Origin of the sequence: Bacillus sp. DX4.1, assembly GCF_030348195.1 — a bacterium.
GTDB lineage: Bacteria > Bacillota > Bacilli > Bacillales > Bacillaceae_G > Bacillus_A.
Genome location: NZ_JAUCFT010000008.1, coordinates 778,607 through 804,038, shown reverse-complemented (window position 1 = coordinate 804,038; position 25,432 = coordinate 778,607). Strand labels below are relative to the sequence as shown.

21 protein-coding genes and 1 pseudogene are annotated in these 25,432 nt (G+C 36.7%); 9 read left to right on the top strand and 13 right to left on the bottom strand.

Features of this window, described 5'->3' with window-relative positions:
- Nucleotides 1–601: 601 nt before the first annotated feature.
- The 3 genes from treC to treR form a co-directional block, all read right to left on the bottom strand.
- Nucleotides 602–2,260, bottom strand: coding sequence for an alpha,alpha-phosphotrehalase (gene treC / locus QUF99_RS07060; protein ID WP_289369219.1), 1,659 nt, complete (start codon nucleotides 2,258–2,260; stop codon nucleotides 602–604).
- 15 nt (nucleotides 2,261–2,275) lie between these two features.
- Complete coding sequence (gene treP, locus QUF99_RS07055) at nucleotides 2,276–3,703, bottom strand: PTS system trehalose-specific EIIBC component (RefSeq protein ID WP_289369218.1); 1,428 nt, start codon at nucleotides 3,701–3,703, stop codon at nucleotides 2,276–2,278.
- 373 nt (nucleotides 3,704–4,076) lie between these two features.
- Nucleotides 4,077–4,787, bottom strand: a complete 711-nt coding sequence (gene treR / locus QUF99_RS07050; protein WP_289369217.1) for a trehalose operon repressor — start codon at nucleotides 4,785–4,787, stop codon at nucleotides 4,077–4,079.
- Between the two features lie 478 nt (nucleotides 4,788–5,265).
- Between treR and QUF99_RS07045 the strand changes: the two genes are divergently transcribed.
- Entirely contained in the window at nucleotides 5,266–6,690 is a 1,425-nt protein-coding gene (locus QUF99_RS07045; protein ID WP_289369216.1) for an amino acid permease, read from the top strand.
- Nucleotides 6,691–6,971: 281 nt separating this feature from the next.
- Here the strand turns inward: QUF99_RS07045 and QUF99_RS07040 are convergent, their stop codons facing one another.
- Together QUF99_RS07040 and QUF99_RS07035 are read right to left on the bottom strand one after the other, a co-directional pair.
- Nucleotides 6,972–7,292: a hypothetical protein gene (locus QUF99_RS07040; RefSeq protein WP_289369215.1), complete on the bottom strand. Its 321-nt coding sequence runs from the start codon at nucleotides 7,290–7,292 to the stop codon at nucleotides 6,972–6,974.
- A gap of 90 nt (nucleotides 7,293–7,382) precedes the next feature.
- A complete protein-coding gene (locus QUF99_RS07035; RefSeq protein WP_289369214.1) occupies nucleotides 7,383–7,625 on the bottom strand; it encodes a hypothetical protein in 243 nt (80 codons plus the stop codon).
- 291 nt (nucleotides 7,626–7,916) lie between these two features.
- On the opposite strand from QUF99_RS07035, the gene QUF99_RS07030 reads away from it, so the two are divergent.
- From QUF99_RS07030 to QUF99_RS07015, 4 genes are all read left to right on the top strand, one after another.
- A complete protein-coding gene (locus QUF99_RS07030; protein WP_289369213.1) occupies nucleotides 7,917–9,446 on the top strand; it encodes a cardiolipin synthase in 1,530 nt (509 codons plus the stop codon).
- Nucleotides 9,447–9,609: 163 nt separating this feature from the next.
- Nucleotides 9,610–10,503, top strand: coding sequence for an ATP-binding protein (locus tag QUF99_RS07025; RefSeq protein ID WP_289369212.1), 894 nt, complete (start codon nucleotides 9,610–9,612; stop codon nucleotides 10,501–10,503).
- A 3-nt stretch (nucleotides 10,504–10,506) separates the two neighbouring features.
- Nucleotides 10,507–12,390: a vWA domain-containing protein gene (locus QUF99_RS07020; RefSeq protein ID WP_289369211.1), complete on the top strand. Its 1,884-nt coding sequence runs from the start codon at nucleotides 10,507–10,509 to the stop codon at nucleotides 12,388–12,390.
- 154 nt (nucleotides 12,391–12,544) lie between these two features.
- Nucleotides 12,545–12,823 (top strand): hypothetical protein, encoded by a 279-nt coding sequence (locus QUF99_RS07015; protein ID WP_289369210.1) that lies wholly within the window; start codon nucleotides 12,545–12,547, stop codon nucleotides 12,821–12,823.
- Between the two features lie 88 nt (nucleotides 12,824–12,911).
- On the opposite strand, the gene QUF99_RS07010 is transcribed toward QUF99_RS07015, so the two are convergent.
- The gene (locus tag QUF99_RS07010) at nucleotides 12,912–13,886 is read right to left on the bottom strand and encodes an L-threonine 3-dehydrogenase (protein ID WP_289369209.1); all 975 of its coding nucleotides are present in this window, start codon (nucleotides 13,884–13,886) and stop codon (nucleotides 12,912–12,914) included.
- Between the two features lie 35 nt (nucleotides 13,887–13,921).
- Nucleotides 13,922–15,112: a glycine C-acetyltransferase gene (locus QUF99_RS07005; RefSeq protein WP_289369208.1), complete on the bottom strand. Its 1,191-nt coding sequence runs from the start codon at nucleotides 15,110–15,112 to the stop codon at nucleotides 13,922–13,924.
- A gap of 181 nt (nucleotides 15,113–15,293) precedes the next feature.
- Here QUF99_RS07005 and QUF99_RS07000 point away from each other — a divergent pair.
- Nucleotides 15,294–15,572: pseudogene (locus tag QUF99_RS07000) on the top strand (SAM-dependent methyltransferase); the annotation flags it as partial.
- A gap of 259 nt (nucleotides 15,573–15,831) precedes the next feature.
- On the opposite strand, the gene QUF99_RS06995 reads toward QUF99_RS07000, so the two are convergent.
- The 3 genes from QUF99_RS06995 to QUF99_RS06985 all read right to left on the bottom strand — a co-directional run bounded on the left by QUF99_RS06995 (nucleotide 15,832) and on the right by QUF99_RS06985 (nucleotide 18,932).
- A complete protein-coding gene (locus tag QUF99_RS06995; RefSeq protein WP_289369207.1) occupies nucleotides 15,832–16,659 on the bottom strand; it encodes an ABC transporter ATP-binding protein in 828 nt (275 codons plus the stop codon).
- Nucleotides 16,660–16,872: 213 nt separating this feature from the next.
- Entirely contained in the window at nucleotides 16,873–17,931 is a 1,059-nt protein-coding gene (locus tag QUF99_RS06990) for a FecCD family ABC transporter permease (RefSeq protein ID WP_289369206.1), read from the bottom strand.
- Nucleotides 17,928–18,932, bottom strand: a complete 1,005-nt coding sequence (locus QUF99_RS06985; protein ID WP_289369205.1) for a FecCD family ABC transporter permease — start codon at nucleotides 18,930–18,932, stop codon at nucleotides 17,928–17,930. Before QUF99_RS06985 ends, QUF99_RS06990 begins: the two co-directional genes overlap by 4 nt.
- A gap of 174 nt (nucleotides 18,933–19,106) precedes the next feature.
- Between QUF99_RS06985 and QUF99_RS06980 the strand changes: the two genes are divergently transcribed.
- Together QUF99_RS06980 and QUF99_RS06975 are read left to right on the top strand one after the other, a co-directional pair.
- Nucleotides 19,107–20,072: an ABC transporter substrate-binding protein gene (locus QUF99_RS06980; RefSeq protein ID WP_289369204.1), complete on the top strand. Its 966-nt coding sequence runs from the start codon at nucleotides 19,107–19,109 to the stop codon at nucleotides 20,070–20,072.
- Between the two features lie 393 nt (nucleotides 20,073–20,465).
- The gene (locus tag QUF99_RS06975; RefSeq protein ID WP_289369203.1) at nucleotides 20,466–21,857 is read left to right on the top strand and encodes a peptide MFS transporter; all 1,392 of its coding nucleotides are present in this window, start codon (nucleotides 20,466–20,468) and stop codon (nucleotides 21,855–21,857) included.
- A gap of 49 nt (nucleotides 21,858–21,906) precedes the next feature.
- Here QUF99_RS06975 and QUF99_RS06970 read toward each other — a convergent pair whose 3' ends face one another.
- The 3 genes from QUF99_RS06970 to QUF99_RS06960 form a co-directional block, all read right to left on the bottom strand.
- Nucleotides 21,907–22,137 (bottom strand): carbon-nitrogen hydrolase family protein, encoded by a 231-nt coding sequence (locus QUF99_RS06970; RefSeq protein ID WP_289369202.1) that lies wholly within the window; start codon nucleotides 22,135–22,137, stop codon nucleotides 21,907–21,909.
- Nucleotides 22,138–22,263: 126 nt separating this feature from the next.
- Nucleotides 22,264–22,443, bottom strand: coding sequence for an acid-soluble spore protein H (locus tag QUF99_RS06965; RefSeq protein ID WP_289369201.1), 180 nt, complete (start codon nucleotides 22,441–22,443; stop codon nucleotides 22,264–22,266).
- A 116-nt stretch (nucleotides 22,444–22,559) separates the two neighbouring features.
- The gene (locus QUF99_RS06960; protein WP_289369200.1) at nucleotides 22,560–22,847 is read right to left on the bottom strand and encodes an ArsR/SmtB family transcription factor; all 288 of its coding nucleotides are present in this window, start codon (nucleotides 22,845–22,847) and stop codon (nucleotides 22,560–22,562) included.
- Nucleotides 22,848–23,794: 947 nt separating this feature from the next.
- On the opposite strand from QUF99_RS06960, the gene QUF99_RS06955 reads away from it, so the two are divergent.
- On the top strand, nucleotides 23,795–25,402 hold the full coding sequence (locus tag QUF99_RS06955; RefSeq protein ID WP_289369199.1) for a lactate permease LctP family transporter: 1,608 nt from the start codon (nucleotides 23,795–23,797) through the stop codon (nucleotides 25,400–25,402).
- The last annotated feature ends 30 nt before the right edge of the window (nucleotides 25,403–25,432 follow it).

Here is a 25,432-nt window from a genome sequence, read left to right as displayed (position 1 = left end):
AATGGGAAAATCCCACTAGCCAATCACCGGCTGTGTGCTACACCTAAACAGGCAAGACACAAGACTAGTATAAATCCTTCTTCTTACATTTTCTATCAATCAAATGGTGTAATTATAAACGCCATTTGTCGTAATCTCTATAGAACAAAAGATGTATGTATTACTACTTTTATTTCTAGTACAAATATGCTTTTTGTTCAAAACTATCTTCAATTGAATCAAAAAACTGTTGATTCGATTAAAACAAATCTCCATTCTACTTTCTAAAAATAGCTCATAGAACCCCTACTAGGAATAAATGAATACAAACATAGAACTATTGAATTCGTACAAATAATACACCGCATATTATTTTTATCTTTAAAGAAAAGGCTGCCCAAAATTTCCGGGCAGCCTAATTACAATTATTTACTATATAAATCCATTTTGATTTTTCGACATATAGCCGCGGCTATGAATAACAAAAGGTGACCTGCACTCGTTTTCTCTCTTTGTTTTCACTTCGCATGGGGCAGGAAAAGGATCTGACCGCTTCTATGCATGGCCGGATGCTCTCTTCCACCTAAAAAGAAGGGTTTTATGTCGGTTTTTTAATTTGCATTTATATATAGCGATACACGATAGATTCATACGGTCTCAATACAAGATTTCTAATGTCTTCACCTGAATCCTCATAATTTGATATTAATATTTCTTGCTTCATTCCATTTACTCTGACTTCTTCTGGTACGGAATATGTTATTGTTTCTTCATAAAAATTATTTATAACAAGCAATACTTCATTATCTAACGTGCGATTATACACCCAAATATTCGGATGATTCATATCTATGATTTCATATTTACCATCTGTAATTACATCATATTTTTTTCTAAGGTCAATTAATTTTTTATAGTGATAAAAAACAGACTCTTTATCTTTTAGTGCTTTTTCTACATTAACCTCTTTGTAATTCTCTGCAACCGCAATCCAAGGCGTACTTGTTGTAAAACCAGCATTTGCTTCCCTATTCCACTGCATAGGAGTACGCGAATTATCACGAGATTTTTGCTGTAAAATCTCAATAATCTCTTCTTTCGACATCCCCTCTGCTCGTTTCATTTTGTATATATTTAACGATTCTACATCACGATACTGTTCAATGTCGTCAAAACCTGGATTCGTCATTCCAATTTCTTCACCTTGATAAATATAAGGCGTTCCTTGCAACATATGCATCGCAGTTGCTAACATTTTGGCAGATTCATTTCGGTACTGTTTATCCTCACCAAAACGAGAAACAATGCGAGGCTGATCGTGATTGCACCAGAACAACGCATTCCATCCCCCGCTCTGCTGCATCTCAACTTGCCAATTTGACATAATTTCTTTTAATTTCACAAAATCAAAATCTGCTTTCGTCCACTTATCTCCATTTGGATAGTCTACTTTTAAATGATGAAAGCTAAATGTCATACTTAATTCCTTACGCTCTGGATTCGAATACTTAATACAATTATCAATTGTTGTAGATGACATTTCTCCAACCGTAATTACATCTTTTCCTTCAAATACTTCACGATTCATTTCTTGTAAATATTCATGAACACGCGGTCCATCTATATAGTATTTACGTCCATCACTAGTAGCCACTGTTCCTTCGTCATCTAAAAAACGCTGATCTTTTGAAATTAAGTTAATCACATCAAGGCGGAATCCTTTAACCCCTTTTTCAAGCCAAAAGCGCATCATCTCGTATACTTCTTCTCGAAGTTTTTCATTTTCCCAATTTAAATCGGCTTGTGTTTTATCAAATAGATGCAAATAATATTGCTCTGTTTTTTCATCATACTCCCAAGCAGACCCGCCAAATTTAGACTGCCAATTATTCTTTTCATCACGCCATATATAGAAGTCACGATACGGGCTATTTTTACCTTGACTCGCCTCTTTAAACCATTTATGTTCCGTTGAGCTATGGTTTACGACAATATCAAGCATAATATCAATTTCACGTTTTTTCGCTTCCACTAGAAGTTCTTCAAACTCTTCCATCGTTCCGTAAGACGGATCTATAGCATAATAATCGCTCACATCATACCCATTATCATGTTGCGGTGAGTGGTAAATGGGGGTTAACCAAATGTAATCGACCCCTAACTCTTTTAAATAATCTAGTTTCTCTGTAACGCCTTTTATATCGCCTGTTTCTTTATTGTAATAGCTATTAAAACTTTTCGGATAAATTTGATAGACAACGCTTTTGTGCCAATCTTTCATGCTGCACTACCTCCTCTATTTCTTTTGTGCTCGTTTTGCGAATAACCATGTTAAAACAAATGGAACTAAAGCTGCGATTACCATTCCAACAGCAAACATTGGAATCGATTTCGGAATGATAGAAATAAATGCTGGTAACCCACCAATTCCGATAGCTGGTGCTAACACACCATTTAATGTAATAAACACCGCCGCAATTGCCGATCCTGTAATCGCTGCATAAAATGGGAATTTATTTCGTAAGTTTACACCGAACATCGCGGGCTCCGTGATACCGAAATACGCGGAGATTGCTGATGTTGATGCCATGCTTTTATCATTTTGATTTTTTGAGATCCAGAACATCGCCAGCGCTGCGCTACCTTGTGCAATATTTGAAAGTGCAATCATCGGCCAAATGAACGTACCACCATTTTGTGAAATTAACTGTAAGTCAATTGCAATAAACATATGATGCATGCCGGTAATGACTAACGGTGCGTATAATGCTCCAAATAATATTGCTCCTAAAGTAGGAACTGTTTCATAAACACCAACTAAACCATTTGTTAATAAATCTCCAATATGACGCGTAACTGGTCCAATAACTCCTAATGCTAACACGCCTGTTACAACAATCGTTGTAATCGGAACAACCAATAATTGAATGGCATTTGGTACGCGTTTCTTAAGGAAAATCTCAACCTTACTTAATACAAACGCCGCTACTAAAATCGGTAAAATTTGTCCTTGATATCCTACTTTTTCAATTTTGAAAAGTCCTAAAATGTCAAAGTACTCAATCTTTTGTCCATCAAGTCCTGCCGCTGCTTTTCCGTAGTTCCAAGCATTTAATAAATCAGGGTGTACTAACATTAATCCCATAACAATCCCAAGTATCGGACTACCGCCAAACCGTTTCGTTGCCGACCAACCAACAAGTGCTGGTAAGAACACGAATGCCGTATTGGCCATCATATTAATTAAATCCCATAATCCGCCTAAGTTCGGGTATACTTCTAATAAATTTTTGCCATCAAAAAATAAATCCTTTGCACCTAATAAATTATTAATCCCCATCAGCAAACCAGCTGTTACAATTGCCGGTAAAATTGGCATAAAGACATCAGAAAATACTTTTACAAACTTTTGCATTGGATTTAATTTTTGATTCCCTGAATCCTTTACATCCGCTACTGTTGCTTCCTGCATACCTGCAAGCGTTATCAATTCTGCATATACACGATCCACATCTCCTGGACCAATTACAATCTGAAATACCCCAGCGTTATGAAACGCACCTTTCACTAAAGAAACCGCTTGCAGTTTCTCGCCATCTATTTTACTTTCATCTTTTAAAGCGATGCGAAGCCTTGTTACGCAATGCGCTGCTTGTTCGATATTATCTTTACCACCAATATATTGCAGCACTTCTTCTGCTGCTTTCCGATAGTCTTTCCCCATTTCCCGTCCCTCTTTTCTTTTTTTGATAACGTTTACACTTACATATTAACTCGTATATATAAGTTAGTCAATACTCGTATATACGAGTATGTGATTTTTTTATACTGTGAAACTTTTATCCCGCATTAATGGGTAGTAATACCCCCACCTTAAAGTTCAGCAAAAAGCAAAGAAGTTAGGTGGGGGATAAACTGTCCGTAAAGGACCGATTCGTTCAACTAATAATCAGTGATTGAGTCTTACTTCCCGTAAGAGCCATATAAAAAAGAGATGAAACAGTTTTCGTTTCATCTCCTTCCCCTTTATTAACAAGCAGTAAGCCCCTACCTCAAGATTCAAAAAATACAGAAGATAGGTAGGGGATCGTTTCACTTTATTTTCTCCGCGCCACATCAGAAAAATGAAAAATATCAAGGCGGTGACGTGATTCCGTATATTCAAATTGGCTACCATCATATAAGTGCGTAAAGTTTTTTACAACGACAACGTAGTCTGTTCCATTTAAATCTAAATAATTGCGATCATCCTCTGTACAAGGCTGTACTTCAATGACGCGCTGTGCATAACTAATATGTAATTCTAATTCTTTTTCAATGTATTTATAAATGGATTTTTCAGCAATTTCTTTTGTCAGCCCTGGAATATGTTCCACTACAAAATAGTTCACATCTAAAATTACATTTTCTCCATCAATATTTCGAACACGTTTAATACGGTCAATTGTCGTTTTCGTTTTCACATTCAATAACTTCGCAACCTCTTTTGCTGCGTGAATTTGTTCCATTTCTACCACATTTGTTATGCAGTGGCGGCCAAGACGTTCATTTTCCTCTTGAAAACTTACAATACCTCCAAAGTTAAATTCAATATTTTTTCGCTTTAAAACAAAAACACCTTTGCCGTGAATTTTCTGTACAAACCCGCGTTCCTGCAATAAATCTACAGCTTTTCTTACCGTACCTCTGCTCGCTTCGTACTGCTTCATTAATTCCGTTTCAGACGGAATTTTATTTCCTTCTTTTAACTTACGATTATCAATTAAGTTGCTTATATCGCTATAGATTTGCTCATACTTACTCATCATTTTAAATAACCCCTTGTCACCTTCTTTTTCTATTTGTATTATAGCATGTCAGAAATTCATTCCAATCTCTCACTTATTTTCCAATACCAGAAAAATACATATAAATATTTAGTCAATAATCCGCATTTTTATAAAGATTTTTATATTTTTCTTTTCATTTAAAAAAACATGTAGTATACTAATTTCAAAATCAGAGGAGAAAGGGAGCAAAGAACTATGCTTACTTATACAACTGTAGTTACATTTGCACAAAAACATCATCATCATACGTAAACCCTTGAAACCTAGCGGAAAAATTTACGCGTAGGTACAAGGGTTATTCCCATTGTACCTACGTTAGGCAAAGAGCCATGTAGGTATTTTTTATCTACATGGCTCTTTTTTGTTTTCAAAAAACGCTAGATAAAGTGAAACTTCCACAAATGTGGAGTAAAAAAATGATGAATAAACAAAACTACTACAAAGGAGTTATACAATCATGGAAATGAAAAAATGGGGTTTATGGATTTTAACAGCATTTGTTGTTGGAAATATGGTTGGTGGCGGCGTGTTTATGCTTCCGGCAAATTTAGCACACGTATCAGGCCCGATGGGATCTACACTTGCATGGACTATTACAGGACTTGGTGTATTTATGATTGCACTTGTATTCGGAAATCTTGCCATACGTAAACCAGAGTTAAAAGCTGGCCCACAAAGTTACGCACAAGCGATGTTTAAATCACCGAAGACAGGTAAAGTTGCTGGATATAGTATGGCTTGGGGATATTGGGCAGCGAACTGGGCTGCAACTGCTTCTGTTATTATTTCATTTGCAGGATATTTATCTACATTTTTCCCAGTTTTACAAAGTAAGCAAATTCTCTTTACTATAAACGGTTTTTCCTTAGAACTTGGAAAATGCCTAACATTTGCTGTATGTAGCATGATGCTATGGGGCATTCAATATATTCTTTCGCAAAACATTGATCGCGCTGGTAACATGAATCTTCTCGCAACAATCGCAAAGATTATTGGATTTACAATGTTCATTGTCATTACCTTATTTATTTTTAATGCATCTAATTTCGGTGATGGCCAAACCTTTATGAATGAAGCTGGAAAATCAATTCCGCTTGGCGGACAAATAAATGCTGCTGCCATTGCAACACTTTGGGCATTTATCGGTATTGAATCAGCGGTCATGCTTTCTAACAGAGCAAAATCGCAACGAGACGTGAAAAAAGCAACGATTTTCGGATTGATCATTGCACTCCTAATTTACATGGCAATCACATTATTAACAATGGGTGCTCTTCCGCAAGACGCTTTAAAAGAATCACAAAAACCGTTAGTAGATGCTTTAAATCTCGCAATCGGCAGTAAAGGCGCCTATATTATGGCTCTATTAGCACTTGTATCATTATTTGGCTCTACTGTCGGCTGGATTGTCGTTAGCGCAGAAGTTCCTTATCAGGCAGCGAAGAACGGACTTTTCCCAAAATTATTTGGAAAAACAAATAAAAAAGGAAGTCCTTCAAAATCATTGCTTATTACAAATATTATGACGCAATTTTTCTTGTTTTCAACAATATCTGGTACTGTTTCAGAAGCATATAACTTTGCCATTGTTGTTGCAACGTTAGCTTATTTAATTCCATATCTTGTTTCCACTCTATATCAGCTAAAACTTGTTATTACAGGGGAAACATATGATGTAATGCCAGGTTCTCGAATAAAAGACGGTATCATTACAATATTAGCCTTCCTATATTCCATTTGGGTGATCAAAACAGGAACAGCTGATTTAAAAACATTTTTCTTAGGTATCGGGTTATTTGTACTAGGACTTATTCTCTATCCAATTCTTATGAAAAACTCACCAACATCCGTACCAGAACAACCAAATAAAAGAGCAAGCTAACACAAAAGGGAGCTGCCAGCTACATTCCACTTACAATGGATTTTTAGCTGGCAACTCCCTTTCTTTCTATAAAGATGGCATAGAGCCTTTAGATTAGTTACTTTTATGTTGTTAAACATGATAGTCTTTTTGAGCTAACAAGACGATAGAAAATCCCCCATTAATAACATGACAATTAAAGATAGTATTTTATTCATTAGTTTACATTCGAGATAATAAAAACAGGCTGCTCCAGCCTGTTTTTTCTTCCCTATTTTTTGTATTCATATCTATATCGCTTATTAATATCTCCCATATGGGGGATATGGATAAGCAGACGGGTATGTCACCGGATAAGTTGTTGGGTACGGTGCTGGATAGGACACTGGATAAGGCGCTGGATAGTATCCTCCACCGCTCGTTAATGCACTACCTGCAAGACCTCCTACTACTCCTCCTGCAAAAGCGCCACCTGGGAAAAAGGAACCGCCCCCCCAGCTTCCCCAACCTCCACCGTGGTGATGGCCGTGATGGTGATCATGATAATGTCCACCATGGTGATTGTGGTGATGCCCGCCATGGTGATTGTGGTGATGTCCACCATGATTCCTTATATCATTCATTTTATCTTCATCTCCTTTTGTATTGATTATTTACTACCATACGCAGGACAAATACGAAAGGCATGAGTACTTCTGTTCTTTCCACTTTCATCAATATGTGCTGTATGAATAATACGGATAATCCTGATAATCCGTATAGTATGGATAATCTGAGTAATATGGATAACCATATCCACCATAACCAAAAGCAGGGCTAAGCAAAGCGCCAGCTACAAATCCTGGGAAGAATCCACCCCCAAAAAATGGTGGACGCCCAATACCTCCATGAAAACCACCATGCCCAAAGCCACCCCCGTGTCCAAAACCACCAAATGGACGGCTTACTCTATGCATATCATTCACACTCCTTTTCATATAAAGTGAAACTTTAATCAATGAGGATTTTCTTCATCCCACTGATTATCAGCCCTCACCTAACTTCTTTGCTTTTGCTGAATTTTGAGGTAGGAGATAAAGGCGTAATAATATACGTTATGTGGGACAAATGTGGAAGGCATGGGCAAAATGTCTATATTGGTGCAAAAAAATAAAACGGTTTATAATAAAGATAGCTTCCACTCAAGAAGCTGATAGCTCGTTCATATAAAGCGTATACATAAGAAAGAATAGGTGAAATTTATACATATGAAAAATCGTGTTGTTCAATTACTATTTGTATTTACAATTGTAGCAATTGCTCTCATGCTCTTAAATAGATCCAGCATATCGTTATACACTTTTGTTGGTGTACTATGGCCCATCACTGTTGTAGGGATTTCCTTCGTTATTTTTATTGAGAATCGTTCACCACAAAGTACATTAGCGTGGTTTTTAGTATTAGCGCTCCTTCCCGCAATAGGTGTACTATTGTACTTACTTTTCGGAAGAAGCCGCTGGAGACGAAAAAAGCATTTACATCGTGCAGAGGAAAAGAGAAATGTATTCCGTGAGCTTTTAGCGGGCAAGCACCTAGATGTATCACTTCCTTCCTCGTTAAATGAGCGGTCTACCTATTTAACCAAGGTTGTACAAAAATTTGGCGGTGGTCCTGTCGCAAATGAAACAGCAACAACGTTATTAACAAACGGAGAAGAAACATTTACTGAAATCATACAAGCTATCGCAAGCGCACAGCATCACATTCATATTCAATACTATATTTATCGCTCAGATGAGATCGGTACGAAAATTCGAGATGCATTAATAAAAAAAGCAAAAGACGGTGTTATCGTACGCTTTCTTTATGATGGGCTTGGAAGCAATACACTACGAAATCGCTTCTTAAAACCTATGAAAGAGGCAGGAATTGAGGTTGTCGAATTTGATTCTATTCTTTCACCATGGCTACTTGAAACAGTAAATTATCGTAACCACCGTAAAATCGTTATTGTAGATGGAGTAATTGGTTTTACAGGTGGGCTCAACGTTGGTGATGAATATCTCGGTCGTTCTAAAAAGTTTCCTATTTGGCGCGATAGTCATTTAAAAATAGAAGGAAAAGCATTATATAAATTACAAGCTGTTTTTCTAGAAGATTGGCTCTACGCCTCTAGCGGTTTAAACAATTATTCTTGGGATCCATTTATGAACAGAAACTATTTTCCAGGTCAAGGAGTTCATCAGGCAGAAGGCGCCGTTCAAATCGTCGCAAGTGGACCAAGCTCAGATGATACAAGTATTCGTAATGCTCTATTAACAGTTATGGGATCTGCAAAAAAATCAATTTGGATTGCAACTCCATACTTCATTCCAGATCAAGAAACATTAACATTACTACGTTTAAGTGCAACTGCTGGAATTGATGTCCGCATTCTATATCCAGGAAAAAGTGACAGTGTTATTAGTGACCAAGCATCTCAATCCTACTTTACCCCATTGTTAAAAGCAGGAGCATCAATTTACCACTATAAAGATGGATTTATGCACGCCAAAATTGTACTTGTTGATGATAAGATCGCAACAATTGGTACAGCAAATATGGATATTCGTAGCTTTGAACTTAATTATGAGCTTATTGCAATACTATATGAATCTACAACGGTTTTAGATATAAAGCGTGATTTCGAGCAAGATTTTGAAGATTCCATAGAAATTAAATGGGATTTATTTCAAAAGCGAAGTATTCGAAAAAGAATACTTGAGTCACTGATGCGACTCATCTCACCTTTGCTGTAGATTTCTAAAAAGTAATCAAAACAAACTTGATTACTTTTTTCTTTTATAATGACGTACTTTTCTCACTTCTGTCTCCCTCTCCTTTTCTTTGCATCCCCTATTAAAACACGTTATCATAAGATGTATTGTTTACTTTATGAAAATAATGTTAGGTGGGAAATACATGTTAGAACAATTTCATATACATGCTGATTTAAAGCAGCAACTAGCAACAATTCACGAAAAAAATAAACAAGTAGCTGGTGAAAATGCACATTTAATCGGAACAAAAATATATAAAGCATCCGATAGCAGCATTATGGAAGATGCGATTACGGCACTTCTTCTTGGTAAAAACATTCTATTAAAAGGACCAACTGGAAGCGGAAAAACGGTGCTTGCAGAAACACTATCTTCCTTATTCCAAAAACCGATGCACAGTATTAACTGTTCTGTTGATTTAGATGTCGAAGGTATTTTAGGGTACAATACCTTACAAACAAAAGACGGAGCATCTGAAGTTGCATTTGTTGATGGCCCTCTTATGAAAGCAATGAAAAATGGTCATTTCCTATATATCGATGAAATCAATATGGCGAAACCAGAAACACTACCTCTTCTACACGGTGCACTAGATTACCGTAAAATGATTACGAATCCATTTACACAACAGGTTGTATACGGAGATGAAGAATACCGCGTTATTGCTGCAATTAACGAAGGTTATGTTGGAACAAGCGAACTGAACGAAGCGTTAAAAAACCGCTTTGTTATCATTGAAGTTCCTTATATTCAAGGTGAAACATTAAAAGAATTACTATTATCTGAATCTAAATTACAAGACGTTGCAACGATTGAAAAGTTTGTTGCATTTGCCAGCGACCTTATGCCACTCGCTCGTGACGGTCGTGTAAGTGAAGAAGCAGCAAGTATTCGCGGTATTATTGATGCATGTGATTTAAGCGTATATATCCCTGTTATGCGTGCAATTGAACGAAGCATTATTGCCAAGTTAAGTGATGAAACCGAACAAATGACTGTCCGTGAATTAGCAGAAAGTTATTTCTTTGAGGGATAATTCATGAGACAAATTTTTAGTGACAAAAAAATCGATGCGTCGCTGTTTCTTCAAATGGAAAATTTAATGTATGCCCTTCTAAAAGAAGACGATGCCTACTTAGAATATGGTTATAAAGCATATTACGACGAAATCGAAAAAAAAGTTGTCATCAGTCACTTTTGGGACGATCGAAAAGAAGCGGACACCGTAATCGGATTAAAAAGCGAAGTATTTTTAAAAGCACTCGGCAATAAACATTACTCGGACATGAAATTAATTCGTTCTTATGCAATCGAATTACAAGAATCTCCTCTTAAAAAGTTTTTAACACAATTATTTGTTCTGTTAGAAGATTTACGAGTCGAAGAAATTGTGAAAGGGCTTCGTCCTGGTACGAAATATGTTTTCGGACGCCGAAAAGAAATGTATCGCAACTATTTCAGCTCACAAAATGAAATCAACCGCGTTCGTAATTATCATGGGGATCGTCTCTTTTGCTTATGCTATATTTCATTAACGAGTGATAAATATGAAATGTTTAACAATGAACATTTCGAGCAAATCGAAGCCATTTTACATGAAGCGTTTCAAGCACGCAGTACAGAAGATACAATGTATGTTGTTGAAAAGATTCGTTATCGCTTAGAAGAATCACTTAAAAATGATATGCTTAACAACTACTTCGGACTCGCACCACTCTACTTACCTGTCATTGCAGAGGAAAAAGACGGTCGTGTCGAGGATTTAGCAAATGACGATGTACAAATTGTGGATGACGATGATAATAAAAACAAAATTAATGAAAGCTTTTCTACATGGCATCGTGAAAATAAAAATAACGAAAATGAAAACTTTTTACGCTTTGAATTAGAAAGCGGTACAAAGACAAATATGATGGGCGATACAGCTCGTGAGTCTGACGATAGTGATCAAGCACTTGCCTCTGTGCAAGGTACGTCACAAAAAAGTACGCAGTCAAACTTTGATCAAGCTGATGCAGAAGATGCTAAAGCGTCCCATGCTTCTAGCCAAAGTGAAGGTGCATACGGTAAATATAACGCTGGTGCATCACATATATTTAAAGAAGCTCGCAAGACAAATCATGATGAAAAGAAAGACTATCAAGCCATTAAATCCGTCATTAATAAAGATGTAAAAGAATTAAAGAAAATTATTGAGAAAACAATTGAAAATAAAACAAACGCAAATGCTGATAAATACTACGGCAGACTTCGCAAGAAATTTCTACGTATTTATACAGAAAAACAACCGCGCATGTTTTATAAAAAAGGGCAAGAATCACAAGAACTTGACGTTGCCTTTCAGCTATTAGTCGACTGCTCTGGTTCCATGTACAACAAAATGGAAGAAACGAAAAAAAGTGTTGTTCTATTCCACGAGGCACTAAAATCATTAAAAATCCCGCATGCCATTAGTGGATTTTGGGAAGATGCTTCTAGTGCTACACCGGAAGACAAACCAAACGTGATTCATGAAGTCGTAACGTACAAAAATTCAACTCTTCCAAGCGTTGGACCAGAAATTATGCAGCTTCGTGAAGAAGAAGATAACCGTGATGGTTACATTATTCGCATTGTTTCTGAAAAGCTTGCAAAACGACCAGAGAAACATAAATTCTTGCTCGTATTTACAGACGGTGAACCATCTGCATTAGACTATCAACAAGATGGTATTTTAGATACACACGAAGCGGTAAAACTCGCGCGTAAAAGGGGCATGGAAGTCATCGGAATTTTCATTGAAGAAGGCGAAGCAAAAGAAGCAACCTATCAATTGATGAAAAATATTTATAACCATCACTTCTTAGTTGCGAATCACGCTGAGGACTTACGATTGAAGATTAAGCCGTTATTGAAGAAATTATTACTGAAGACGATTGAATAGCAAACAGGGGCCTGTTCGGCCCCTGTTTTTTTAGTCGTTATTTGTCGAGCGGTCGATATATTTAAAAAAGCGCCGATAAAAGGAAATGAAAAATTCATAGAAATTTTTTGGGGTATATTAAGGAAGAGGTCTACTATCAAATATATTTGAAAGGATGTTTCATTTGTCCCCAAAAAAGGATGAACAATATACGGATTTTACAGCTGCTGAAGCAAGACATGAATATGTCATTCCCGAAGAGTTTCCTGAAGGTCCTTACGGTTCTTCCATTAACAGAAAGTTAGGAAAATCGACTCCTTGGGAGAAAGATCAAAAAACACATAAAGCATTTAGCTACGAATATGAAAAACAATATGAAGAAACGGAACAACAATACCCTGAAGCTAACACCGAACCAAGAAGTCTAGATACGAATAAGGTAAAGTCTATATAACGAGAAAACTTATTCGTATCTAGACTATGTTTAGGTATGCTGACAAAAAGAGCCGATTCAAAGAAGAATTGAATCGGCTCTTTTTTCATTAACTAAGCACTAACTCAGCTGTTAACTTTTTTTTTAACTTTGCAAGCATATCAGCTGTCATTTTATCTAAATCGTAGTCTGCTTTAAAGCCCCACTCGTTTTTCGCTGCTGTTGCATCGATTGAGTTTGGCCAGCTATCAGCAATGGTTTGACGAGCTGGATCAACAGCGTAATCCATTGTAAACGTTGGAATATGTTTACGAATGGCTGCAGCAATTTGTTCTGGCTCAAAGCTCATTGCCGTAATGTTAAAAGCGTTGCGATGTTTTAATTTACTTGGATCTGCTTCCATTAATGAAACAATTGCTTGCAGTGCATCTGGCATATACATCATATCCATGTGTGTACCTTCTGCAATGTAAGAGGTGTAAGAACCTTTTTTAATTGCTTCATAATAAATTTCAACCGCATAATCTGTTGTGCCGCCTCCAGGAGGAGCAACATAAGAAATTAAACCTGGGAAACGTACGCCACGCGTATCGACACCAAATTTTTGATGATAGTAATCACATAAAAGTTCCCCAGCTACTTTGTTTACCCCATACATCGTAGTTGGACGTTGAATCGTGTCTTGTGGTGTATTATCTTTTGGCGTTGTTGGACCAAATGCACCAATGGAACTTGGCGTGAAAAATTTACAGTTTAATTCACGTGCTGCTTCTAATGCATTTACAAGTCCGCCCATATTTAAATTCCAAGCAAATAACGGATTTTTTTCTGCTGTTGCTGAAAGTAAAGCTGCTAAATGAATAATCGTATCCACTTCATTACGTTTCGCAATATCATGTAGTTTTTGACCATCTGTTACATCTAACGTTTCAAATGGACCAGATTTTACAACTTCACTATCCGTCTCACGGATATCTGTCGCAATAACGTTTGATGCGCCATATACATCACGAAGTTTCATTACAAGTTCAGAACCAATCTGCCCTAAAGAACCGGTTACTAGAATTTTTTTCATTTTCCCCACTCCTCATTTGCAAGCTTTCAAAAGATGTAAATGTATTAAATAATCTCCATTTCTTTACCCACTTTTTCATACGTACGAATTGCTTCATCTAACATTTCTTTCGTATGAGCCGCTGTTGGCATGTTACGAACACGACCTTTTCCTTTTGCTACAGTCGGGAACACAATTGATTTTGCGTACACGCCTTCTTCATTTAAACGTCTACTAAACTCTTGTGTTACTACTTCATCACCAATAATGCAAGGAGTAATCGGTGTTTCACTTTCCCCAATGTTAAAGCCCAGTTCTTTTAATCCTTGTTTTAAGTAGCGTCCGTTTTCCCATAGACGATCATGTAATTCTGTACTCTCCATTAAAATTTCAATGGATCGCATGCATGCTGCCGCGTCCGCTGGCGTTAACGCTGTTGAGAATAAGAATGGACGTGAACGAACTTTTAACCAATCGATTAAATTTTGCTTACCTGCCACATATCCTCCGACAACACCAATGGCTTTCGATAGTGTACCAATTTGGAAATCTACTTTATCCGAAAGGCCGAAGTGCTTCACTGTACCTGCACCTTTTCCAAGTACTCCTGAACCATGCGCATCATCAACATATGTCATTAAATCTAGTTCTTCCGCAATCTCAACAATTTCTGGTAGTTTCGCAACGTCACCATCCATTGAGAATACGCCATCTGTAATAACCATTAATTTATTGTAAAGACCGGATTCTTTCGCTTCGATGGCTTTTTTACGTAAATCTTCCATATCGGAATGTTTATAAACGATAATCTTCGCTCTGGATAAACGGCTACCATCAATGATAGATGCATGATTTAATTCATCAGAAAGGATCGCATCATTTTTATCCATAACAGCTGAAATCGCTGCCATATTACAATTAAATCCAGATTGATATGCGATTGCTGCTTCTGTATGTTTAAATTTCGCAATTGTTTCTTCTAATTTGATATGCAAATCCAGTGTACCGTTAATTGTACGAACTGCACCTGCACCAACGCCATATTTATGAATAGCACCAATTGCTGCTTCTTGCAAACGATTGTCTGTCGCTAAACCAAGATAGTTATTTGAAGATAAGTTAATATATTCTTTCCCGCCGATTGTAATGATTGGTCCATTTGGACTTTCTAGCGGGTCAATCACGTTATAAAGTCCCTTTGATTTTAAATCCTCTAAATTTTCTTCTAAAAAGTTTGCGAGTGTTTTACTAGACATTGTGAAGCCTCCTATCGTTCATGTAAGCGGATTATTATCTTAATAATGCCAATAATTCCTCTACTAGCTTAACACGTTTTTTTAATTTATTATAGAAAAATAGCTTAAAGAAAACGCTTACAATGAATAATTATATATGATGTAACAAAAGAAATCTATCATGATTATCTAAATTTTGATAGATGGTACTTTCACATTTAGCGTTCAGCATCCTGTTATCACCTCTTCTTTTGAAAGTTTACAAGCGAGTAGTAAACGAACAAGCTGGCTCATTGATGATTATTTTAAAAATGGCAAACGTGTAGAACCATGGATTGATCAAGAAGTGATCAAATATCATCGCACCATTGAGCAATACTTTACTTCCCTGCAGCAAGCTGATTTTACGATTACGAGTTCACGAGAAGCCACACCGGAACTACAGCATTTTCAAAATGAAGAAGAATATACGCGTATATAAATACAAATTAAAAAACCGACATAAAATCCTTCTTTTTAGATGGGAGAGAGCATCCGGCCATGCATAGAAGCGGTCAGATCCTTTTCCTGCCCCAGACACAGTGAAAACAAAGAGAGAAAACGAGTGCAGGTCACCTCTTGTTATCCATAGCCGCGGCTATATGTCGAAAAGTCAACATGGATTTATATAGACTGCGTATTCCCCTCTTCCTCCTCTTTTCTTGTACAAAATAAAAAAGCGATGAAAATTCATCGCTTCCCTATCTTGATATTTGTGCTGCCTGTGGAAGTAAACATCTTCCTTTTCCATGTGGAATACATAGTGGCGTTCCAAACAACGGATCCGTTGTAATTTGACAATCCATACGGAATACATCACGAACTAATTTACAATCAATCACTTCTTCTGGTTTTCCTTGTGCATAAATCTGCTTATCTTGAATGGCTACAATGTTATCGGCATAGCGGCACGCTAAGTTTAAATCATGCAATACCATAACAATTGTGCGCTGCTCTGTTTCATTTAGTTCAAATAGCAAGTCAAGCACTTCAATTTGATGCGTCATATCTAAGTATGTCGTTGGTTCGTCTAGTAAAATAATATCTGTATCTTGCGCAAGAGTCATTGCAATCCAAGCGCGCTGACGTTGTCCGCCAGAAAGTGCATGAACATCGCGTTCAGCAAATTCAGTCATTCTGGTCGCTTCAAGTGCCTTCCGCACCATTTCTTCATCTTTTTCTGACCATTGTTTGAGCCATGTTTGGTATGGATAACGTCCTTGTTTCACCAGTTGCATCACCGTAAGACCTTCTGGCGCTTGTGGTCCTTGCGGCAAAATCGCCATTTGCCGAGCGATTTGCTTCGTTTGCATGTTTTGAATTGCCTGATCTTCTAACAAAATATCACCAGAGGTTGGTTTTAATAAACGAGCAAGCGAGCGTAGTAAAGTTGATTTCCCACACCCGTTAGAACCGATAAAAATCGTAATCTTTCCTTTAGGAATTTCGAGATTTAATTCGTCAATAATAATTGTTTCACCATATGACAATGTTAATAATTTTGTCTCTAATGCTTTTGGCATACTCATCTTCCTTTACTCCATTTTAGTAGACAGTAACGTCAGAACTGCCAATGTATATTTTTCTTTACCTTTATCCCTCTATTTGCGTGCAGTAATACCCCCACCCCAAAGTTCTGCAAGAAGCAAAGAAAGTTAGGTGGGGGATAAACTGCTCGTAAAAGCCCGATTCGTGAGGACTAATGATCAGTGGGGATGCCCCCCACTGATCAAAGTTTCACTTTATGAATTACGACTCTTATAAAGTAAATAAATAAAATACGGAGCACCGATTGCTGATGTAAAGACACCAGCAGGAACTTCAAGCGGTGCAAAGACTGTGCGTCCAATTAGATCTGCTGCAAGTACTAAAATAGCACCAACGATAGCCGCAACTGGAAGTAATGCGCCGTATAAAGAACCAACTAACCTTCTTGAAATATGCGGTGCCATTAAACCAACAAATCCGATTCCACCTGCAAACGCTACCGCTCCTCCAATTAATGCTGTACTAAGTAGCAATAGGAAAAAACGTGATTTTGTTAAACGAATTCCAAGTCCAACAGAGATATCATCTCCAAGTTCTTGCGCATTTAAATGCCTAGCAGCAACAAAAGCAATCACTGTCAAAATAAGAACCCAAGGTGCTAACACCTGAACATTTTGCCATGAAGATCCGTAAACAGTACCGGTAATCCACACATTGGCTTGACTCGCTTGATAAATAGGTGCTAACAGCATAAATAATGTTGTTGCTGCCTTTGTCAGCGCCCAAAATCCCACACCAATTAAAACAAGACTGACCGCTGACAATCCATCATTTCGCCAAGCAAATAAATATACAAGAAATGCAACAATCGTTGCACCAACAAAGGCGGCTAGTGGCATATAATGAATGCTTACTGTTAATGCATTATTCTTATCACTAAATAGAGCAAGAAATAGTACAACCGCTACACTCGCACCACCTGTAATCCCGATAATATCAGGAGAAGCAAGTGGATTTCGAACGAGCCCTTGTAAAATACAGCCGGCTACAGCAAGAGCAATTCCTACAAGAATCGCAATTAAAATACGGGGCATGCGAAACTGATTCACAACCATATTCGACATCGCGTCACCGCTGCCAATTAACGCTCGCCATACATCGTACGGAGCTATTTTCATATCTCCCATACCTGCACTCGCAAAAAATAAAACGAGCAGCAAGGCTAACAGACTGAATAAGACGAGACAAGCTCGTTTGTACATTAAAAACGAGAGGCCGTCTTTTCCTATACGAAACGGAATATACTTTTTCATTTGCTAAGTCCTCTCTTACGTGCAATATAAATAAAGAATGGTGCACCAATAAATGCTGTCATTACCCCTACTGGAACTTCTTGCGGCATAATGATATACCGTGCAGCGATATCTGCAAGTAATAATAAAATAGCGCCTAGTAAACCGCTATATGGAACTCTCCAGCGATGATCTACACCAACAAGAGCTCTTGCAAAGTGAGGAGTAATAATTCCAACAAATCCAATTGGACCTGCAACAGCAACCGCCCCACCAGATAATAGAACAATGATTACCATCACAAAGGACTTCATCATCACCGTTCGTTGTCCAAGACCTTTCGCTACATCTTCTCCCATCATAAGCGTATTCACTTTTCCTGCCATCATAAGAGAAGCCATCCATCCAAACAATAAGTATGGAAATACAGATTGTAATACCTCTAGCTTTCTACCTTGTACAGAACCAGCAAGCCAAAACAGTACTTCTTCTAATGCTTTTTCATTTAACACGAGCAATCCTTGTGTTAAGGAAGAAAATAGAGCACTAATCGCTACCCCTGCTAATGTTAACTTGAGCGGAGTTGTCCCTTCTTTTCCTAAAGAACTAGAAGCAAATACAAGTACTGCGGCTAACGCCGCCCCTAAAAAAGCAATCCACGTAAACGCAGATAAAGATGTCACGGAAAAAATAACAATCGCTACGACAATGAAAAAGGCAGCCCCTGAGTTTAATCCAATAAAGTCTGGAGCAGCAAGCGGATTCTTTGTTAAAGTTTGCATAAAGCAACCTGAGATGGCTAGACTAGCACCAACACTAGCTGCAATAAGCGCACGGGGAAGACGTACATTTTGAATAATAATATGTTCATTAGAACCATTAAAATGGAAGAAAGCATCCAGTGCTAACCTCCAGCTCGTATTTGTATACCCGAAAATAATACTCCCCCAAATACAAGTCATAACTGCAATGATTCCAACAAATAGTCCAATCCATTTTGCTTGATTTGTTTTTAATAGCATGCAGCGTTTCTCCTTCAATGCATAATGATACGTTGCTAGTGTATTGTACCTCAATTCTGGTTGTCAATTGAAATTAATAATTATTCTCAATTTTAACCATTGACAATCTAATTATAAAGATTTAACATCATTCTTGATAATGAAAATTATTCTCAATATATAGGAGGATACATAATGAATTTCATCAAACAAAAATCGTTTGCGTTATTTGCATTCGTACTATCATTTACACTTCTTTTAGGTGCATGTGGTAAATCAGACAACAAAGCAGAGCCAAAAAAAGAAGACAAAAAAGAAATGATTACTATCGAACATGCAATGGGGAAAACAGAAGTTCCTGCTAACCCAAAACGCGTTGTCATTTTAACAAATGAAGGAACGGAAGCCTTACTTACTCTTGGTGTCAAACCAGTTGGTGCTGTACAATCTTGGACTGGTAACCCATGGTATCCACATATTGAAGATAAAATGAAAGATGTAAAAGTCGTTGGTAATGAAGGTCAAGTGAATGTGGAAACAATCGCATCTTTAAAACCAGATTTAATCATCGGAAATAAAATGCGACATGAAAAAGTGTACGAGCAGTTAAAAGCCATTGCCCCTACTGTATACGCTGAAACATTACGTGGCGAATGGAAAGATAACTTTAAATTTTATGCAAAGGTATTAAACAAAGAAAAAGAAGGTCAAAAGGTCTTAGATGATTACGCAAAACGTATGAAAGACTTAAAAGGAAAACTTGGAGATAAAGTCAACCAAGAAATTTCTATGGTTCGCTTCATGCCTGGTGATGTCCGTATTTATCACGGGGATACATTCTCTGGTGTCATCTTAAAAGAGCTTGGTTTCAAACGTCCCGGTGATCAAAATAAAAACGATTTTGCAGAACGTAACGTATCGAAAGAACGTATTTCTGCAATGGATGGCGATGTATTATTCTACTTCACATTCGACAAAGGAAATGAGAAAAAAGGTTCTGAATTAGAGAAAGAATATACGAACGATCCTCTATTCAAAAACTTAAACGCTGTGAAAAACGGCAAAGCATACAAAGTTGACGATGTTATCTGGAATACAGCTGGTGGTGTAATGGCTGCGAACTTATTGCTAGATGATATTGAAAAACGCTTTGTAAAATAATACTTTCTTTATACCTTTCTAAAACAGCTCCCCTTTCTGGAGCTGTTTTTTATTCCGTTTTCACGGAAGTTTCACATTATTTCATTTTGTATTTTTATTTCCTATATGTTATATTATAAAAATAACTAGTAGATATATTCTTTATTTCCGAAAAGTTATTTCATTCTAAATTTTCAGATTAATCATTCTTTTATTTTCTTTCAGAACTGAAATAATGCATTTGAAAACGCTTATTATCAAATTTTTAGGGGAAAATAAAACAACGATCGAAGTTTAAAGCGATTATATAAGGAATTTTATTTCTATTTCCATATAATTCTATTGACTTCTAAATATTTTGTGAATTACAATAATTACATAAATATCCGCTATATAGGATTAGGGGGAAGCAAAATGGATGCAGCTTTAAAATTAGACAAAGCTGGAGAACAACAGTCACCAAAGAAACATCCACCTGGATTATATTTGTTGTTCTTAACAGAAATGTGGGAAAGATTTAGTTACTATGGAATGCGTGGGCTTTTAGTTCTTTATTTAACAACGACTGTTGTAAGCGGAGGACTTGGATTTGATAAAGCATTCGCAGTGCAATTATACGGAATTTTCACAGCATTAGTATATTTCACACCGATTATCGGTGGTTGGTTAACTGACCATTTCATTACAAGACGTCATGCCATTACCCTTGGTGGTATTATCATGGCCGCTGGTAACTTCGTTCTCTTTTCAATGAATACAAAAACAGGACTATTTTTAGGATTAACACTATTAGTTATTGGTAATGGATTCTTCAAACCAAATATTTCTACACTTCTAGGTGAACTTTACGGTAAAAATGATTCACGCCGTGACAGTGCCTTCACAATTTTTTACATGGGTATCAATGTAGGGGCTTTCTTTGCACCACTTATTTGTGGCTTCCTAGCAGAAGATTTCTTTAAAACAAGCATTGATGGCGTTATGGTAATGGGTTACAAATATGGCTTCTTAGCTGCTTGTATTGGTATGATTGTTGGACAAATTTTCTTCAACTTATTAGCTCCTCGTTACCTTGGTGATGCAGGAACAGTAGTACTTGGTAAAAAATCTAAAGACAAAAATGCAGCAGTAGTTGAGAAAAAACCTTTAACAAAACAAGAGAAAAACCGTACTTGGGCAATTATCATTTTAACTTGTTTCGTTGTTTTCTTCTGGGCAGGCTTTGAACAAGCAGGTAGCTCTTTAACACTATATACAAACACATTTGTGGATCGTACAATTTTCGGATGGGAAGTTCCAACATCTTGGTTCCAATCTGTTAACCCAGCATTTATCGTACTGTTCGCACCATTTGTGTCTATGTTATGGATGAAACTATCTAAAACGAAACGCGGCGATTTAAAAGTTCCAACAAAAATGGCATTTGGTATGATCTTACTAGGAATCGGCTATCTCGTTTTAACATTGGCTGTTCTGAAAACTGGAAGTGATGAAGCTCATATTACTGCCAAAGCAAATTTATTATTCATCGTTATCACATATATGTTCCATACAATTGGTGAGCTCTTCTTATCACCAATCGGTCTATCAATGGTAAGTGCAATTGCTCCTGTCAAATTAGCATCTTTATTAATGGGTGTTTGGTTAGCTGGTTCAGGTATGGCAAACTACCTAGCAGGTGCATTAGCTGCTTTCACGCAATCTCTAGGATATTTAGAAGTATTCGCAAGCATTGGTATTATCGTTATTGTACTAGGCTTTGTACTTCTTCTGTTCTCTAAAAAAATTGCACATATGATGGAGTAAATAAAAAAACGCAGACAGAAAAAAGAGTCCATCTCAGATGGACTCTTTTTTACTGTGTATCTAATGGAGCTACTACCACGTTCTTCAGTCTTCTTATTTGTTTTTTTAGCAACGGCATATATGTATCCGTGCGACGATCTCTCAAAAATTGAAGAAGATTACGAGTATTTTTAATTTCATTTGTATCAATTTTTTGAATTAACATGTCTTCCCCTTCACCTAAAGAACAAATAATTTCTCCCATTGGATTACTAATAAAGCTGCCGCTATAAAAAGACATATTTCTACATTTATCTTTATGTTCTCATCATAAAGTGAAACTTTTCACAGTAGTGGTATTACTGCCCGCTAATGTGGGATAAACAAAAAGTGGAAGTTAGCCTTTGAAAGCTAACTTCCGCTTTTTTTATTGCTCTTCTAATGCTGTAACATTCACTTGTACTGTTTCATGTGGAACTTTTACATCATACACATCGGCAGTTCCACTCGCCTCATCACAGCTTTCAATCCATACAGGTACGCCATGATAGGTAACATCAATTCTGCTGGAAGATGATAGAATTTGCTTGACTCGCTTCAAATCCATTCAGTATCCCTCCTTCTGTTTATTACACTCCTTTTTATCTTGTCATATCTCTTTGAAATATATTCCATAATAAAAAGGCGTATATTTCTACACGCCTTCTCTTAAATATTCAAATTTTATGAAAATAATGTCTTTACAACTTCGCTCACTTTGTCATTGTGTACTTGATAATAAACTTCTAAGCCACGTCTTTCAAAACGAACAACTTTGTTTTGCTTTAATTTCGTCAAATGTTGTGAAACGGTAGATTGCGGGATTTCTAATATTTCTTGCAATTGTGTTACGTTACAAGTTCCGCGCTGCATAAGCTCCATCACTAAACGAAGGCGAAGTGGATGAGCTAGCGCTCGTAACATTTGTACATCATCTTCTGAAATACGACAATCAAATTGATTTTGATTCATAAAGTTCCCCTCATTTTTTCTATTTTATTTTCTCTTTATATATTGTTATATATTTGTTTTTATATTTCCTGTTACGACACAACTTTATCAACCTAAAATAATAAAAATATTTTCCTCCTTTTATCAACATACAATTCAGGAAAAACCCTTGCTGATTCTGAATATTATACTACACGACTTAGTGAAAAAGCAAAACATACAGATAGGAATACTTTGCTTCCAAACGCTGTTTTCTCAACATTTTTGTTATATTTTTTGTTCAGCTTTACTTGCCTCAATAATATTGTAAAATATTGTTTTTTAATTATGTGTGGAAGTAGATTTTTTAGGCTTTTGACCTATAAAAATTACTTTGTCACGGTGAAAATAGTTGAACTTTGTCAATATAGAGGATTCATAACAAAGTGAAACTTTGATCAATGGGAGTTTTCTTCATCTCCCACTAATCATTCTCCCTCATCAATTGGGCCTTTATGGGCAGTTTATCCCCCACCTAACTTCTTTGCTTCCTGCCGAATTTTGAGGGGCGATATTACTGTCCGCGAATAGCGGGATAAAAAATTGGTTAATAGTATGCCTTATTAGTATTGCACTTAGTTGAACGATTATCCACAACCTCCTATATAATTGATACAAAAGGAATCATTCAGTTTAAACATGTAGGATCCATGACGTACGGAAATATGAGGGAATATATGGATAAATAAAAGGCGGAACGCTCTCATACCTACAAGAGTATACGAACATTCCGTCTTTTATTCATTTCCCAATTTGTGGACAAAATGTAGCGGATTTTTTACAGTTAACATTATTATGGAATAAATATACTTTTCTACGTTGACAATAGTGTTGAACGAGAATATACTAAGCAATGTAAGATGCTTGTGAATTATTTCACAATTAAATGTGAATGCTTTCACATATTATAGATAGGAGTTGTCATTATTATGAATACTTGGACACATGTTTATGACCCGTTAAACAATATTTGGTTATCAGCGCTTGTAGCTGCCCTGCCAATCTTATTCTTCATCCTTTGCTTAACAGTATTTAAAATCAAAGGATATTTATCAGGACTTTATAGCGTAATTTTAGCAATTATTCTTGCTGTATTTGTTTACAAAATGCCTGCAACTATGGCAGTGTCATCAGCTGCGTTTGGTGTAGCTGCTGGATTTTATCCAATTTGTACAATTGTTATCGCAGCAATTTTCCTTTACAAATTAACTGTAAAAACTGAGCAATTCAATGTTATTCGTGACAGTATTTCAAGCATTACAAGCGATCCTCGCCTTCAAGTATTATTAATCGCTTATTCCTTCGGTGCTTTCTTAGAGGGCGCAGCAGGTTTTGGTGTACCAGTTGCCATTACAGCAGCATTACTTGTAGGTATGGGCTTTGATCCATTAAAAGCAGCAGGTATCTGTTTAGTTGCGAACATTGCCGGTGGTGCAATGGGTGCAATGGGTATTCCAGTTACAGTACCAGCACAATTAACTCAAATAGATGCATTAACTGTTGGTCGTCAAACAGTTACATTATTACCTTTCATTAGCTTTGTATTACCATTCTTACTTGTTGCAATGGTAGGCGGGTTCAAAGGAATTAAAGAAACTTGGCAAGGTATTCTTGTCAGTGGTGGTTCTTTCGCCATTACTCAATTCGTTGTAACATATTTCCTTGGTGCAGAACTTACTGATATTTTCGCAGCTGTTGTCAGCATGATCTCATTAGCATTATTCTTACGTGTATGGCAGCCAAAATCTTCAGCTAAAACTGAAACAAAACAAGCAGAAAAACATAGTTATACAATGAAACAAATTTTATATGCATGGTCACCATTTGCATTCTTAACTGCATTTGTAACAATCTTTAATTTAAAAGCTATTAAAGGTTTATTCGCTCCAGATGGTGCATTAGGAAGCTTAGTATGGAATATTCAAGTTCCTGGTTTGCACAACCAAGTTATTAAAACAACACCAATTGTAAATGCAGATACACCATTTGCAGCTATTTTCAAACTAGATGTATTTTCATCTACAACTACTGCAATTGTACTAGCAATTATCGTATCTCTTCTTGTATACCGTGCAAAAGGAAATTTAATAAAAGAATTAGCTATTGAAACATTAAAAGAGTTAAAAGCTCCAATTTACACAATTTGTAGCGTAATTGCATTAGCATATGTAACAAACTACTCTGGTATGTCTTCTACTCTTGGACTAGCCTTATCATCTACTGGCGATACGTTCCCAATCTTATCTCCAATCCTAGGTTGGATCGGCGTATTCATAACTGGTTCAGTAGTATCAAGTGGTTCTTTATTCGCACCGCTTCAAGCAGTAACTGCAGCTCAATTAGATATCGTACCATCTACCCTTGTTGCTCTAAACGTAGTCGGCGGTACAATGGCAAAAATGGTATCACCGCAATCCGTAGCAGTTGCTTGTGCAGCAGTTGGATTAGTTGGTAAAGAATCCGTTCTATTTAAAACAACAATGAAATATAGTTTAATGTTCTTGGCCGTAATTAGCTTACTTCAATTTTTCATTTAATATTTCTTAAAATATGGAAACGATCCCTTG

What these genes read in the sequence shown, in the direction of transcription:
- treC (WP_289369219.1), bottom strand. Translation starts at nt 2,260, where the DNA reads ATGAAAGATTGGCACAAAAGCGTTGTCTATCAAATTTATCCGAAAAGT.
- treP (WP_289369218.1), bottom strand. Translation starts at nt 3,703, where the DNA reads ATGGGGAAAGACTATCGGAAAGCAGCAGAAGAAGTGCTGCAATATATT.
- treR (WP_289369217.1), bottom strand. Translation starts at nt 4,787, where the DNA reads ATGATGAGTAAGTATGAGCAAATCTATAGCGATATAAGCAACTTAATT.
- QUF99_RS07045 (WP_289369216.1), top strand. Translation starts at nt 5,266, where the DNA reads ATGGAAATGAAAAAATGGGGTTTATGGATTTTAACAGCATTTGTTGTT.
- QUF99_RS07040 (WP_289369215.1), bottom strand. Translation starts at nt 7,292, where the DNA reads ATGAATGATATAAGGAATCATGGTGGACATCACCACAATCACCATGGC.
- QUF99_RS07035 (WP_289369214.1), bottom strand. Translation starts at nt 7,625, where the DNA reads ATGCATAGAGTAAGCCGTCCATTTGGTGGTTTTGGACACGGGGGTGGC.
- QUF99_RS07030 (WP_289369213.1), top strand. Translation starts at nt 7,917, where the DNA reads ATGAAAAATCGTGTTGTTCAATTACTATTTGTATTTACAATTGTAGCA.
- QUF99_RS07025 (WP_289369212.1), top strand. Translation starts at nt 9,610, where the DNA reads ATGTTAGAACAATTTCATATACATGCTGATTTAAAGCAGCAACTAGCA.
- QUF99_RS07020 (WP_289369211.1), top strand. Translation starts at nt 10,507, where the DNA reads ATGAGACAAATTTTTAGTGACAAAAAAATCGATGCGTCGCTGTTTCTT.
- QUF99_RS07015 (WP_289369210.1), top strand. Translation starts at nt 12,545, where the DNA reads ATGTTTCATTTGTCCCCAAAAAAGGATGAACAATATACGGATTTTACA.
- QUF99_RS07005 (WP_289369208.1), bottom strand. Translation starts at nt 15,112, where the DNA reads ATGTCTAGTAAAACACTCGCAAACTTTTTAGAAGAAAATTTAGAGGAT.
- QUF99_RS06995 (WP_289369207.1), bottom strand. Translation starts at nt 16,659, where the DNA reads ATGAGTATGCCAAAAGCATTAGAGACAAAATTATTAACATTGTCATAT.
- QUF99_RS06990 (WP_289369206.1), bottom strand. Translation starts at nt 17,931, where the DNA reads ATGAAAAAGTATATTCCGTTTCGTATAGGAAAAGACGGCCTCTCGTTT.
- QUF99_RS06985 (WP_289369205.1), bottom strand. Translation starts at nt 18,932, where the DNA reads ATGCTATTAAAAACAAATCAAGCAAAATGGATTGGACTATTTGTTGGA.
- QUF99_RS06980 (WP_289369204.1), top strand. Translation starts at nt 19,107, where the DNA reads ATGAATTTCATCAAACAAAAATCGTTTGCGTTATTTGCATTCGTACTA.
- QUF99_RS06975 (WP_289369203.1), top strand. Translation starts at nt 20,466, where the DNA reads ATGGATGCAGCTTTAAAATTAGACAAAGCTGGAGAACAACAGTCACCA.
- QUF99_RS06970 (WP_289369202.1), bottom strand. Translation starts at nt 22,137, where the DNA reads ATGTCTTTTTATAGCGGCAGCTTTATTAGTAATCCAATGGGAGAAATT.
- QUF99_RS06965 (WP_289369201.1), bottom strand. Translation starts at nt 22,443, where the DNA reads ATGGATTTGAAGCGAGTCAAGCAAATTCTATCATCTTCCAGCAGAATT.
- QUF99_RS06960 (WP_289369200.1), bottom strand. Translation starts at nt 22,847, where the DNA reads ATGAATCAAAATCAATTTGATTGTCGTATTTCAGAAGATGATGTACAA.
- QUF99_RS06955 (WP_289369199.1), top strand. Translation starts at nt 23,795, where the DNA reads ATGAATACTTGGACACATGTTTATGACCCGTTAAACAATATTTGGTTA.